The organism is Actinoallomurus rhizosphaericola (genome assembly GCF_024055675.1).
GTDB classification, from domain to species: Bacteria; Actinomycetota; Actinomycetes; order Streptosporangiales; family Streptosporangiaceae; genus Actinoallomurus; species Actinoallomurus soli.
This window is the reverse complement of sequence record NZ_JAMXMW010000003.1, coordinates 450,682-463,579: the sequence shown is the minus strand read 5'-3', so window position 1 is coordinate 463,579 and position 12,898 is coordinate 450,682. Positions and strand designations below refer to the sequence as shown.

Sequence of the window (12,898 nt, the reverse complement as noted above, 5' to 3'; positions counted from 1 at the left end):
TCAGACTGGCGGCGTGCAACCACTCATCGACGTCCAGTCACTCGTCCGGGAGCTCCGTGGTGACGTCGTCCTGCTCGACGTCCGCTGGCGACTCGGCGGCCCACCCGGCATCGAGGCGTACCGGCGGGGCCACCTGCCGGGAGCGGTCTTCGTCGACCTCGATCGCGACCTCGCGGGGCCGCCCGGCCCGGCCGGCCGCCACCCACTCCCCGAGCGGCAGGCATTCCAGGACGCGATGCGGCGGGCGGGCGTCCGCGATGACGCCCTCGTCGTGGTGTACGACGACGCGGACTCCACCTCCGCGGCCCGCGCGTGGTGGACCCTCCGCTACTTCGGGCACCGGCGCGTCCGCGTGCTCGACGGCGGCTACCACGCCTGGGTCGAGGCCGGCCGGCCCGTCACCAACGAGACGCCGAAGGTCCGGCCGGGGGACTTCACGGCCCGGCCGGGCGGTCTGCCGGCGCTCGACGCGGATGGCGCCGCCGCCCTGGCCAAGGGCGGTGTTCTGCTCGACGCCCGGGCGCCGGAGCGCTACCGCGGTGAGGTGGAGCCCGTCGACCCGGTCGCCGGGCACATCCCGGGTGCGGTGAGTGCCCCGACCACCGGAAATGTCGGGGTCGACGGCCGGTTCCTGCCCGCCGACCTGCTCCGCGAGCGGTTTGCCGAGCTGGGCGCCACCGACGCCGCCGAGGTCGGCGCGTACTGCGGCTCCGGTGTAACGGCCGCCCACGAGATCCTCGCGTTGACGGTCGCCGGCGTGCCCGCCGCCCTGTACGTCGGTTCCTGGTCCAACTGGGTCGCCGACGGCACGCGTCCCGTCGAGACCGGCGATCAGGCCGGGTCATAGCCGTTACGGCCGGGGTTCCGCCGTCGCGGAGCCCCGGCCCACCACCGGCCCTGAAGGGGCTTACCCGACACCCGCTCGTTGCGAAGCACGTAACACACGGCAGGCCCGCGAACGTATCCGTGTTCGGGGCAGGCGGAAGGTCGGTGATCGGCGCGACGATGGGCGGGTGGTCACCAAAGAAGCGAACGATCTCGGCGGATTCCTGCGCAGCCGGCGCGAACGCCTGACACCGGATGCCGCGGGTCTCGAGCCCGGCCTCACTCGTCGGCGAGTCCCGGGGCTGCGCAGGGAGGAGTTGGCCGAGCTCGCCGGGGTCAGTGTCGGCTACTACACGCGACTGGAGCAGGGAGCCAGCGCCAGCGCCTCTGGTGCTGTCATCGACGCGCTGGCCGCAGCGCTGCGGCTCGATCCGGCCGAGCACGAGCACCTGCGGATCCTCGCCGCTCCGCGACGGCCAGCTCGCCCTCGTGCCCGTAGGAGCAAGTTGCGGCCCTCAGTACGTGAACTGCTCGCCGCCATCCCGGGAACACCGGCGATCGTGATCGATCACCGCGCCGACGTCCTCGCGTGGAACCGCCTCGGACACGCTCTGCTGGCAAGCCATGTCGACTTCGACGCCCCGGACCTGCGGCTCCGGCCGAACATCGCCCGAATGCTGTTCCTCGACCCGCACCACCGCGCGTTGTACTGCGACTGGCATGCCAAAGCACAGGTCACAGCCGCCGCCCTGCATCAGGCGGTGGTGCGGCACCCGGCCGACCCGGAGCTCGAACGACTCGTTGGCCGACTCGTCGTCGACAGCCCGGAGTTCGCGCGAATGTGGGCGCGGCGCCCCGTCCGAACCTGTTCGTACTACCTACGGGAACTCGACCATCCCGTCGTCGGGCGAGTGACTCTGGCGAACGAGACGGTCACCCTGCCCGACGATGACCAGCAGATCGGTCTGTTCTATGCGCGTCCCGGCACATCCGACGCCGACGGGCTCACCTTGCTGGCCCAGAGCCTCGAACGACGCCTCGCGCCAGGAACCCTGTCCCGGAAGGAGAAAGCACGATGAAGGTCGTGGTCGTCGGCGGTGCCGGCACCATCGGACGACGCTTGGTGCCCGCGCTGCGATCGCGTGGTCACGACGTCGTCGTGGCCGGACGCGCCTCGGGCGACGTCCACGTCGACCTGACCTCGCACTCGACCATCGAGGCCATGTACCGCGAGGTCGGGGCGGTCGACGGCGTCGTGAGCGTCGCAGCGCACGGCGCGCTCGACGAGTTCGCGACGCTGACCTCGGAGGCGCTGCAGGAGAACATGCGAGCCAAGTTCTTCGGGCAGGCCGATCTGGTCCTCACCGGCCAGCACCACTGCGCCGACGGCGCCTCCTTCACCCTGACGTCCGGCGTCTTCGCCGACCGAGCATGGCCGCACGTCACCGGCGGCGGTGTCATCAGCGGCGCCCTGCACAGCTTCGGCTTGTCGGCCGCGATCGAGCTACCGCGGGGGATGCGGATCAACGTGGTCAGCCCGACGATGATCGGCGACTCCGTCGATGCCTTCGCCGAGCACTTCCCCGGTATGCGTGCGGTGCCGATGGACGAACTCGTCGGTCACTACCTGCACTGCGTCGAAGGCGACGACACCGGCCGCATCATCCGCGCGTACGGGTGACCGCGCTACTCGCGCTCACCCATCGCCACGCCTGGGGCCGGGGGCATCGCGTTTCATGATTTCGCGGTCATCGGGTGACGGGCCAGCGGCGTGACCTCGATGTCCGCGTACGGCCAGACCGGCAGGCTGGTCAGCGCCGCCTCCAGCTCGCCCGCGTCGGTGGCGGACCAGATGCCGATATTGGCGCGACGGCCGGACGCGCCGGCTGTCCCACCCCGATCCGCGAACGGTGTCGCTCGCCGAGGTCCTCTCGGCTCTTGGCGACCCGGTCCGGCTACGGATCGTGGCGGTGCTGGCGGATCGCCGAGAGCATCCCCGTGGCGACTTCCACGTCGACGTCGGCCCCTCCGCCCCCAGCCATCACATGAAGACGCTCCGGGAAACGGGGCTGACGTACCACCGCATGGACGGAACACGCTGTTTCGTGTCCCTGCGTGAGGAGACTCTGGCGCGCTTCCCGTCAGTGCTGAACAGCGTGCTGGAGGCATGCACGGCACAGCCGTGACGCCGTGTCGACGGGGCGATGGTGAGGCCTGTCCCGCTAAGGCAGGCGGCGGCGCCCGGCGAAGCCGAGGTCGGCGCGGTGGTACCAGGTGAGCGCGGACTCGGTCTCCAGCAGGCACAGCCGGATCGACTCCCCGCGCAGGTAGGCGGGGAAGTCCACGAGGACCGGTGCGACGCCCTTCACCTCGATGCCCTGGATCGTGAACCACCCGATCGCCTCGTCGATGCGCGCCTCGTAGGCCTTCAGCTCCGGCGTGCCGCCCAGCGGCGACGACCGGCCCGCCCGTAGGTCGAAGGCCAGCTCGGCGAGGTCGGCGCGGGCGGCGATGATCGCATCGATGTGCAGGCGCACCTCGGGAAGCAGCGCTCGAGCCTCCCCGAGCGTGAAGACGCGGTCGGTCACGGGTCGTACGCTACCGGCGAAAAGCGCCCGTCGCCCGGATCCCCCACGTCGGCGGGCGAGCCCCGCCCGCCGACCGCTCAGGGCCGAGACCTTTGGCCGCCTTGACACCGACGGCCTCGGCCCTGATGGGAACGGCCGACGCGGTGAGGACGGCTGGAGCGGTGAAACCGTGACGGGAGGTCGCCGCCGGCTCTCCCCGGAGGCGCCGCACGACCTTGCCTGGCCGGCGCCGAGGCAGACGAAGCGGACTGCCGTCACACCCTGTTCTCCTCCCAGGTATCCGGATCGATCAACTTGAGGGTAGGCGGGACTCGGGTCGACGGCCGGATTCGGCTGGACGGGCACCATCGTCACACCCGGACGACGTGTCACCGTCGTAGCCGGCGCCGAAGCAGACGAAGCCGAGGACGGACGACGGCCTGGGCGTCGCGGCGAGGGCCTCGGCGGGGGACGCGCCGGCGGCGAGGCGTTCGTGGAAGCCGGCCATGAGGTCGCGGGCGGCGGCGTCGCCGACCGGGGTGACGGCGGCGATGACGGTGGCGGTGCCGAATCCCAGAGCGGCGGTGACCATGCCGATGACCGCCTCGCCCTCGTAGATCTCCGCCCGGCCCGCGTCACAGGCGGACAGCACCAGCAGGCGCGGCGGCCGATCCAGGTGCTCCAGGTCGTAGGCGAACAGCGGGCCGTCGGCCAGCCGGAGATCCGAGAACAGGGCGTTGCCGGACCGGAAGACCCCGTGCGCGGCGACGTGGGCGACGGAGGCTCCGTCGAGGGCGGACCGGGTCTCCTCGGCGGTCGCCGCCGCGCCGGTGAGGACCTGCGCCCGCGGATGCCGCGCGCGTACGGCGCCGATCTCCTCGTCCGCGTGCCGGAGATCCGGACCGGCGATGAGCGCCACGTGCCCGCCGTCCGACGGTGTCCGCATCGCGCGCAGCCATCCCGCGGCGGACGGCACGACCGTCGACGGGCGGTCCGTCAGGGAGGGCAGGGCGGCCCAGGGCAGGCCGTGCAGGGCCCCTACCGGGGCGAGGACCAACGACCGCTCTCCGACGGACAACGGCTCGATCAGCCGGGCGTGGAGGCGGCCGGCGGTGGCCGCGAGCGAGGCGCGCGCCGGCGCGTTGCCGGGATCGCGGGCCAGCCGGGAGACGGCGAAGCGCAGAAGCCGCACGTCGTCACGGACCCGGTCGTACGGGCCGAGCGACCGGCGGCGGCAGCGGCCGTTCGCCAGGGTCACCGCGACGAGGTACGCGCCCACGCGTACGTACTCGGCCAGCATCCGATCGCCCAGCGTCTCGGCGAGGGCGGGCACGAGCCAGCCCCACCCGGTGACCCCGTCACGGCTGGCCGACAGGCGGCGGCACCGGGCGCGGACGGCGTCCTCCAGCCGGCCCTGGGCGGTCTGCAGGTCCGGGCGGGAGGGGACCTCGGCGCTGACGCGGCGTAGTTCGGCCAGCAGGCCGGCGAGCCGCCGGTCGCGGGGCGGCCGTACGGCGGGCGGCCGGTCGGCGATCGCCCGTGCCCGCTCGGCCGCCACCAGCAGGGCGCGGGGACCGGACGCGAGCCGGAGCCCCAGGTCGGCCAGCTCCGCCGCCCAGCCGGCGGCGCGCCCGCGCAGCTCGGCCGCGCCGAGCGCGGCGGCGTGCTCGTCGGCGGCGCGCAGCCCGGCGCGGACGGCGGCGGACGCGCCGGGCCGGTCGCCGCGGGCGAGCCGGAGCAGCGCGGTCGCGTGCAGGGCCGCGACCCGAGTGCCCACGGTCTGACCCCGGACCCGGCCGAGGAGGTGTTCGGCGTGGTCCGGGTCCCCGTGCGCGAGGGCGACGAGGGCCGCCAGCGTGCGGGCGTCGGCCGAGGCGGACGCCCAGCCGTACTCCGCCAGTCGCCCGGCCGCCCGCTCGGCCGCCGCGCGCAGGGAGACGGACCGGTCGCCGGAGGCCCAGCGGGCGCGCAGCCCGATCAGCTCCGCGGGCAGCGCGGATCCGTTGCGGTCCGCGAACTCCGCCCGTGCCCGCCGGGCGGTCGTCGCGGCGGCCCCCGGATCCCCGTCGGCCAGTTCGGCGTGCGCGAGGAGCAGGAGCGCGTCGGCGGTGTCGCACCGGTAGCCGCCGGCCGCCAGCCGGTCGATGGTGCCCGCCAGCAGGACACGGGCCTCTCCGGGCAACCGGGCGGCGATGAGCGCCTCGGCCCGGTCGATGCGCAGCTGGCAGAGGCGCTCCTCCGCGCCGGCGAGCTCCGGTTCGACCGCGTCGTACAGGGCCAGCGCGCGGGCCAGGTCGCCGCGCCGCATGGCGACGAACGCGAGGTTGTGCCGGACCATCGCCGCCTGGTGTCGCAGGCCCGCCCGCTCGGCGACCGCGAGCGCCGACCGCAGGTCGGCCTCCCCGCGCCCGAGCCGTCCGGCGTACGCCTTCGCGAGGCCGGTGTTGATGCGCAGGCCCACGAGGACCTCCGGATCGGCGCAGGTCTGTGCGATGCGGGCGACCTCGCGGATGCGTCCGCTCCGGGCGAGGAGGTAGGCGCGGTTGGCCAGCAGCCGGTCGGCGTCCGCCCCGGTCAGCACCGGCGCCGCCGCGTCGGCCGCGGCGAGCGCGCCCTCGATGTCCCCGCCGGCGGCCAGCAGGCCGACGAGGTTCATCCGCACCTGGGCGGCGGCGTAGTCGAGCCGCGACGACTCGGCGAGGCGCAGGGCCTCGCGCAGGTGGGCGAGGCCCTCTCCGAGCCGGCCCAGCTCCTTGCCGGCCAGGCCGAGGGCGCGCAGCGCCAGCACGCGCTGCCCGGGGTCGCCGGTGTCCCGCAGCGCCGACGCGGCGGCGTACACGCCGCCTGGGTCCTGTGCGGCGAGCGCCAGAAGGCCCGGCGCGGTCGTGTATCCGCTGCCTGGGTGCTGTGCGGCGAGCGCCGGCACGTCCGACGGGGTGGCGTATCCGTCGCGCGGGTCCTCTGCCGCGGGCGCCGGCACGTCGGACACGGTCGCGTATCCACCGCGCGAATCGTGCGCCGCGGGCGCCAGGAGGTCAGACATGGATCCAGCTCGTCACGATCGACGTGCCGTCGGCCGGCCGGAACAGCAGGCTGACCAGGCCGGCCGGGACCTCCGACAGGACGAAGCCGCCGGACTCGTCGGTGCGGGTGCCGCGCTCGCCGCCGGGCGACCGGAGGATCACCGCCGCGTCCGCCGCGGGAGCGAGCTGCCCCACGATCTCCCGCCCGCAGACCTCGATCTCCACGCGAACGTCCCGTCCGGCGAACGTCAGCGTCCGCGGCTCGCCGCCGCGCACCCCGGCCGGGGCGTCCGCCGCGTCGTAGGCGAGCGTCGCCAGCGTGGCGTCCGGGAGCAGCCAGTCGAACGCGGCCAGTCCCACGGCGCGCAGCCGGTCCGGAACCGGCGGGAACGCCCCGCGCAGGCGCTCGATCAGCTCCTCGTCGGTCATGCCACACCGAGCCGGCGCCGCAGGTGGAGCAGACAGCGGGTGCGGGTGGGGCCGACGCTGCCCAGCGGGACGCCCAGCGCCGTCGAGATCTCCGCGTAGCTCAGCCGGGGGGAGGCGATGGACAGCTCGAGCAGGGCCCGGCAGCGGGGCGGCACGGTGTCGAGCGCGGCGGCCACCGACCCGGCGAGCTCCCGCCCGAACACGGCGTGGTGTGGCCCGGTGACCGTCGGCGTGTGACCGGTGAGGGGGCGTTCGCGACCGCGTCGCCGGAGCACGGCCTGGCTCTCCCGGCGGGCGGTGACGGCCAGCCAGGCGCCCGCCCGCGCCGGGTCGCGCAGCCGGGGCAGCCGCTCGACCAGCCGCAGCCACGTCGTCTGCACGACGTCGTCGATGTCCGCGCCGCTCAGTCCGTACGAGCGCGCGATCGCGTACAGCAGCCGCGAGTAACGGTCGACGAGGGCCCGCCAGGCCGCCGGGTCACCCGCCCGCGCTCGCCTCACCAGTTCGCCGGTCTCGTTGCACTCCACGCGCCGGAATATTAGCGGAAAGTGTCCGAGTGATTACAATCAGTTGGGAGAGGGGTGGCGCCCCGACGGCGCCGCCCCTCCGAAGACCGCGCGGAGCGATCAGCCGATGCTGTACGAGAAGTTGTTCACGGCGAGCCCCACGCCGCCGACCCACGGTTCGAAGCCCGCCTGGACGCTGGTGATGTACCAGGAGCGCTGCGCGTAGCCGCGCCGCACCATGTCGTCGTAGAAGGTGTGCACCGGGAAGGAGGCCGAGGAGGTCGGGGAGGTCCGGACGTAGGACACGACGTTCCAGCCGCTGTTGCCGTACCAGACGTCCCAGGTCCCGCCGGCGAGGCTGACGGTGCCGACCCTGGAGCCGACGGGTTGCACCGAGCCGGTGTGGTTGAGCCAGACCATCAGCTCCGCGCCGGTGTTCTGGCCGTTCGTACGGGCCGTCGGGTCGAACCAGATGTCGTACGAGGCGTCGTAGACCCCGGAGCCGGGATAGGACATGCTCACGCTGGTCTGTATCGTGTTGAACCGGCTGTCGTCGGCGCGCAGGGGCAGGCCGCTTCCGGTCGAGCAGTTCCCGTAGTGGCAGCCGGCGTAGATCGACGGGTACGCGCCGGGCGCGCCGTTCTGCGGCTTGTTGTGGCTGGCGGTGGTGACCGAGAACCCGGTGTTGGTGACGTTGATGCACTGCGTCGTGCTGTCGCCCCAGTTGTTGTTCTGGACGACGTACCGGTTGTTCTGGATCTTGGTCGAACCGTACTGTGCGCAGATCTGGGTGTCGGCGTGCGCCGGGATGCCGGCCATCGCCGGGGTGAGGACCGAGCCGGCCAGCGCCAGGGCGACCGCGATGGCTCGACGTCTCATGGTGACCTCCGGGGGTCGCGAGCGGGTACGGGGACCCGTCCGGACGCCGGGCGTCCGGTCGGGCTGGGAGCGCTCTCAGACGCCCGGGATGCTAGCCCGGCACCGGGCGGGGCGCACGGTTCCACGGCCTCGCCTCCCGGCGACGGCGGGTCACGGGCGGCCCGACCAGTCCGGATCGCTCAGCGTGTCCGCGGGCCGCCGTGAAAGTCTCTTCACGTCAGGGGACGACCACGCCGAGGCCGGGGTGGACGCGGTGGGTCGCCGGGTCGAGGAGGCGGGCGGCGGCGACCGAAGCGGGGAGGTCCTCGGCGGCGGCGAGCGCGGCGATCGCGCCGGCGACGGCAGGGGCCGCGAAGGACGTGCCGCTCCAGACGGCGTATCCGGTGAAGTCGTCGGGGTCTTTCCCGGCGACGCGCGGCCGGGGTCCGTCGAAGCGGACGAAGCAGCTGTGGACGTCGACGCCGGGCGCGCAGGCGTCCACCCACGGGCCGTGGTCGGAGAACGCCGCGCGTTCGTCGCCGTCGAGCGCGGCGACCGCGATCACGTTCTTCAGGGCGGCGGGCCAGAACGGCCGGTCGCTCGCGTGGTTGCCCGCGCACGCCACGACGACCGTACGGCGGCCGAGTGCGGCGATGGCGCGGGCGACCAGGGGCGAGGGGCGGTCGTCGTACGTGTGACACCCGAAGGAGAGGTTGACGACCTCCGCGCGTCCCCAGCCGGCCAGCCAGGCCAGTGCGTGCAGGACACCGAACTCGTCGCCGACGCCATCGCCGCCGATCACGCGCTTGGCGCGGATCCGCGCCGAGGGCGCGCGGCGCAGCACGACGCCGGCGACGAACGTCCCGTGCCCGGCCTGCGCGTCGAGCGTGTAGTCCAGGTCGGCGTCCAGGACCTCGGTGACCTCCTCGCGCTGCTCGGCGTACCACGGGGCGGAGGAGTACCAGGGGTGCGGTGACAGCCCCGTGTCGAGGACGGCGACCGTGACCGTACGGCGGGCCGTCCCGTCGGCGACCGGCGCGCCGGACGCCGGGGCGGGCCGCGGTGCCCCCGCCGGGCCGCTCCACCACATCGGCTGCCCGTGGACGAGGTGGTTGGGCGCGACGGCCGGCCGCCGGTGCGGCGTGCCGCCGGACAGCCGGGCGGCCAGGTCGCACACGTCCACCTTCGCGCCGGGACGCAGCAGCAGGCGGACCACTCCGGGCCCGTCGTGCCGCGCGTCGTGCCAGCGGCGTACGGCGTCCTCGACCGCCGGCGCGTCACGGGTCGCGACGAGGATCTGGTCACGGCGGACGAGCGCCGGACGGCCGGGGAGCGCCTCGACCACGGCCGCGTCCCGGTGGCGGCTGAGGAGCCGTTCGAGCCGTGCGTCCTGGTCGGTCACTGGGGCACCTTCTCGGCGTGTCCGTGTGATTACTCATCGTCGCCGGACGATCCCGCGTTTCCGTGCGAGCCAGGCGGCGGGACCGGTCCTCGCCGCCGGGCCGGTCCGCCGAGGATCGCGAGCGGGTCCGGCCGTGGCGGGTCCTTGTGGCCGGGGCGGCCGGAGGGGACTCTGGGGTGATGAGAACGGCGGCGGAGCGCGCGGGGCCGAGCGGTCCCGCGCCGGACGAACAACCGCCCACCGCGAGGGGCGCGCGCGCCCGGCCCCGGCTGGCGGCCCTGGTCGCCGGGGCGCTGCCGGTCCTCGCGTTCCCCCGGGCGGGGCTCGACTGGCTGGCCTGGGTCGCGCTCGTGCCCGGTCTCCTGCTCGTACGGGCCGCGGCGTCCGGCCGGGAGGCCGCCGTCCGCGGCTGGTGGTTCGGCGCCGGCTTCCTCGCCGCCGCGCTGTACTGGCTGATCCCCGACCTCGGCCCGGCGCTCGTGCTCGTGGCCGCGGGCGCCGGCGTCCTGTGGGCCGGGTGGGGCTACGCCGCGTGGGCGCTGCTGCGGCCGGGGCGGCTCCTCGCGGCGGCGGTCGTGGTCCCGAGCGCCTGGGTCGTGGGGGAGTGGGCGCGCTCCTGGCACGCCCTGGGCGGGCCGTGGGCGCTGTACGGCGCGACGCAGTGGCGGCATCCGGCGGTGCTGAGCCTGGCCTCCCTCGGCGGCGTCTGGCTGGTGACCTTCGCCCTCGTCGCGGTGAACGTCGCGGTCGCCGTGGTCCTCGTCACCCGGTCGGCGCCCGCCGCGATCCTCGCCGTGCTCCTCGCGCTGTCCGGGCCGGTCCTGTACACGCCGTCGTCGGCGGCCGCCGGCCGGCCGCTGCGCGTCGCCCTGGTGCAGCCGGGCGTCGTCGACGGCCCGGACCGCCGGTTCGCGGACGGTGAGCGGATCACGTCCGGGCTGCCGGCCGTCGACCTGGTCGTCTGGGGAGAGAGCAGTGTCGGCTTCGACCTCGACCGGCGGCCCGACCTGGTCGCGCGGCTGACGGCCCTCGCGCGGGCGCACGGCCCGCTGCTGGTCAACCAGGACGCGCGCGACGCGTCCGGGCGCATCGCCAAGAGCGCGGTGCTCATCGGGCCGGACGGTGTCCGCGGCCGGTACGTCAAGAACCTGCTCGTGCCGTTCGGGGAGTACATCCCGCTGCGCCGGGAGCTCGGCTGGATCGCCCGCGTCAGCCAGGCGGCGAAGGAGGACCGGCTCCCCGGCACGGGCCTGGTGCTGATGCGCGCGGGCGGCGGCCCGGACGCCGTGACGTTCGGGCCGCTGGTGTGCTTCGAGTCCGCGTTCCCGGACCTGAGCCGGGCCGTCGTACGGCGCGGGGCGCGGCTCATCGTGTACGAGTCGGCGACCTCGTCGTTCCAGGACAGCTGGTCTCCGGCGCAGCACGCGTCGCTCGGCGCGCTCCGGGCCGCCGAGACCGGGCGTCCGGTCGTGCAGGCCGCGCTCACCGGGGTGTCGGCCGCCTTCGACGCGAAGGGACGCCGGCTCGCCTGGTTCGACACCTCGCGCCGCGGGTCGGTGGTGGCCGAGATCACGCCCGCCGGGGGCCGTACTCCGTACGACCGGTTCGGCGACTACGTGCCCTGGCTCGCCGCCGGAGTCGTGCTCGTCAGTGGAGGGTTCGCTGTACGGAGGCGACGCGGCAGGTGATCTTCCCGCTGTAGGTCTGCACACCGTTGGCGGAGAACCTGACCTTCGCGCCCGGCGCGACCTTCGTCTCGGCGTGCAGCGCGGTGTCGACGGGGTTGCCGCCGCCGTCGAGGATGTCGACCTGGACGACGTAGCCCGCCGTACGGCCGGCCGTGTTCGTGATCACACCGTGGATGAGGCCGGCGTGCAGTTTTCGGCTGAGCACACAAGAGGTGAGTCGGACGTCCTTTTCCGGCGGCCCGGCGGGCGAGCCGCCGTGTTCACCACCGCAGCCGGCGACGAGCCCCGCGATCGCGGCCAGGACCAGGGCTCTTCGCATGCGGCAGTCTCCTCGGATGTCATCAGCGAACTACGCAATGGCGCCTGTTGATCGCGCCCGGCCGTCGAGCCTACCAACGAGTAGGAAACGCTCGGAGCCCGGCCGTGAGGGGGATCCGGGCTGGTGCGACTGGTGATGATGAGGCACAATAACCAAGCGGTCATCTACCTGGAGCGCCGAGGACGTAGGGGAAGACGAACCTCGCAACGTTCCCAGGAGGTCCGGTGTCCGCACGTGGCGTTTTTTACGTCCACTCAGCGCCACCTGCGCTGTGCCCGCATATCGAGTGGGCCGCCGCAGGTGTACTCGGCGTGCCCGTGTCACTGCCGTGGAGCGATCAGCCCGCGGCACCGGGCACGATGCGCGCCGAGCTGTGCTGGGAGGGCCAGCCGGGCACGGCGGCCGGCATCGTCTCCGCGCTGCGCCAATGGCGGCTGCTGCGCTTTGAGGCGACCGAGGACGCCAGTCCGGGCTGCGACGGTGTCCGCTACAGCTTCACGCCGTCTCTCGGCGTGTTCGCGGCGGTCATCGGCGCCAACGGCGACATCCACGTGCCCGAGGACCGCCTCCGCGCCGCCATGGCCAACGCGCTCGCCGGCAAGGCGACGTTCGAGCACGAGGTCGACCGCCTCCTCGGCAAGCCCTGGGACGACGAGCTCGAGCCCTTCCGCCGGGCCGGCGACGGCGCTCCCGTCCGCTGGCTGCACGCGGCGGGCTGACGTCTCCACCAGGAGCCCTCGCCGGTCGGGAACACGGCGGGGGCTCCCCACGGATGCCCGCCGACCTCCGCCGAGCGAGTGACGGGGTTCCGGAATCAAATGGTCCTGCCCCGGGGCGACATTTCTCTAGAAGAAGTCGATCTTGGTGGCGAATGGCTCCTATCATGACGGATGGCTCGGCGAGAACGACCGCACACGGCGTGTCGGCCGGGTTGACCACGCCCCCGCCCCATTGACGACGCACAGCACGTGACCGGTCATATGACACCCCTGACATCCGGCGATGGCGGTCCGCCCTGATGCCCCTGTGCGGTCGGCGTGCCCGACGCATCGAACACAGGTGAGGGGTAGCAGTGGTCTCTGGAGTCCATGTCGCCGTCCCGCATACGTGGACGGCGTCGGGTGCCGGGGTCTCCGGGGCGGCGGAGGCGTTGCGGGGGAAAGTGGACTTGCTGTGTGATGAATTGTCCGCGGCAGGGGGATCGTGGGGCCGCGACGATATCGGCGCCGCCTTCTTCAACGGAGCGGAGGGATCGCCCGGGTTCGGTGTCTCCCGGCGGGC

13 protein-coding genes and 1 pseudogene are annotated in these 12,898 nt (G+C 74.0%); 6 read left to right on the top strand and 8 right to left on the bottom strand.

Features of this window, described 5'->3' with window-relative positions:
• The first annotated feature begins 13 nt into the window (after positions 1-13).
• The 3 genes from NE234_RS09815 (at position 14) to NE234_RS09805 (ending at position 2,506) form a co-directional block, all read left to right on the top strand.
• Positions 14-847: a sulfurtransferase gene (locus tag NE234_RS09815; RefSeq protein WP_252778575.1), complete on the top strand. Its 834-nt coding sequence runs from the start codon at positions 14-16 to the stop codon at positions 845-847.
• Positions 848-1,013: 166 nt separating this feature from the next.
• The gene (locus NE234_RS45240; protein WP_252778574.1) at positions 1,014-1,904 is read left to right on the top strand and encodes a helix-turn-helix transcriptional regulator; all 891 of its coding nucleotides are present in this window, start codon (positions 1,014-1,016) and stop codon (positions 1,902-1,904) included.
• Positions 1,901-2,506, top strand: a complete 606-nt coding sequence (locus NE234_RS09805) for a short chain dehydrogenase (RefSeq protein WP_252778573.1) — start codon at positions 1,901-1,903, stop codon at positions 2,504-2,506. Before NE234_RS45240 ends, NE234_RS09805 begins: the two co-directional genes overlap by 4 nt.
• 53 nt (positions 2,507-2,559) lie before the next feature.
• Here the strand turns inward: NE234_RS09805 and NE234_RS45865 are convergent.
• A pseudogene (locus NE234_RS45865) lies at positions 2,560-2,691 on the bottom strand (muconolactone Delta-isomerase family protein); the annotation flags it as partial.
• A 44-nt stretch (positions 2,692-2,735) separates the two neighbouring features.
• Here NE234_RS45865 and NE234_RS09800 point away from each other — a divergent pair.
• Positions 2,736-3,011: an ArsR/SmtB family transcription factor gene (locus tag NE234_RS09800; RefSeq protein ID WP_252778572.1), complete on the top strand. Its 276-nt coding sequence runs from the start codon at positions 2,736-2,738 to the stop codon at positions 3,009-3,011.
• A gap of 36 nt (positions 3,012-3,047) precedes the next feature.
• Here NE234_RS09800 and NE234_RS09795 read toward each other — a convergent pair whose 3' ends face one another.
• The 6 genes from NE234_RS09795 to NE234_RS09770 form a co-directional block, all read right to left on the bottom strand.
• Positions 3,048-3,413, bottom strand: a complete 366-nt coding sequence (locus NE234_RS09795) for a DUF2203 domain-containing protein (RefSeq protein ID WP_252778571.1) — start codon at positions 3,411-3,413, stop codon at positions 3,048-3,050.
• Between the two features lie 289 nt (positions 3,414-3,702).
• Positions 3,703-6,435, bottom strand: coding sequence for a CHAT domain-containing protein (locus tag NE234_RS09790; protein ID WP_252778570.1), 2,733 nt, complete (start codon positions 6,433-6,435; stop codon positions 3,703-3,705).
• Positions 6,428-6,844 (bottom strand): carboxypeptidase-like regulatory domain-containing protein, encoded by a 417-nt coding sequence (locus NE234_RS09785; protein ID WP_252778569.1) that lies wholly within the window; start codon positions 6,842-6,844, stop codon positions 6,428-6,430. Before NE234_RS09785 ends, NE234_RS09790 begins: the two co-directional genes overlap by 8 nt.
• Positions 6,841-7,371 (bottom strand): RNA polymerase sigma factor, encoded by a 531-nt coding sequence (locus NE234_RS09780; protein WP_252778568.1) that lies wholly within the window; start codon positions 7,369-7,371, stop codon positions 6,841-6,843. The genes NE234_RS09785 and NE234_RS09780 overlap by 4 nt, the downstream gene beginning before the upstream one ends.
• A gap of 99 nt (positions 7,372-7,470) precedes the next feature.
• A complete protein-coding gene (locus tag NE234_RS09775) occupies positions 7,471-8,229 on the bottom strand; it encodes a GH12 family glycosyl hydrolase domain-containing protein (RefSeq protein WP_252778567.1) in 759 nt (252 codons plus the stop codon).
• Positions 8,230-8,446: 217 nt separating this feature from the next.
• Positions 8,447-9,610 carry a S8 family peptidase gene (locus tag NE234_RS09770; protein ID WP_252778566.1) on the bottom strand — a complete coding sequence of 388 codons (1,164 nt, stop codon included), beginning with the start codon at positions 9,608-9,610 and terminating at the stop codon, positions 8,447-8,449.
• Positions 9,611-9,789: 179 nt separating this feature from the next.
• On the opposite strand from NE234_RS09770, the gene lnt reads away from it, so the two are divergent.
• Positions 9,790-11,298, top strand: coding sequence for an apolipoprotein N-acyltransferase (lnt, locus tag NE234_RS09765; RefSeq protein WP_252778565.1), 1,509 nt, complete (start codon positions 9,790-9,792; stop codon positions 11,296-11,298).
• Here the strand turns inward: lnt and NE234_RS09760 are convergent.
• Positions 11,258-11,617 (bottom strand): FxLYD domain-containing protein, encoded by a 360-nt coding sequence (locus tag NE234_RS09760; RefSeq protein WP_252778564.1) that lies wholly within the window; start codon positions 11,615-11,617, stop codon positions 11,258-11,260. The two genes, lnt and NE234_RS09760, sit on opposite strands and share 41 nt — an antisense overlap.
• A gap of 224 nt (positions 11,618-11,841) precedes the next feature.
• Between NE234_RS09760 and NE234_RS09755 the strand changes: the two genes are divergently transcribed.
• Positions 11,842-12,336 (top strand): DUF3145 domain-containing protein, encoded by a 495-nt coding sequence (locus NE234_RS09755; protein ID WP_252778563.1) that lies wholly within the window; start codon positions 11,842-11,844, stop codon positions 12,334-12,336.
• Positions 12,337-12,898: the final 562 nt, after the last annotated feature.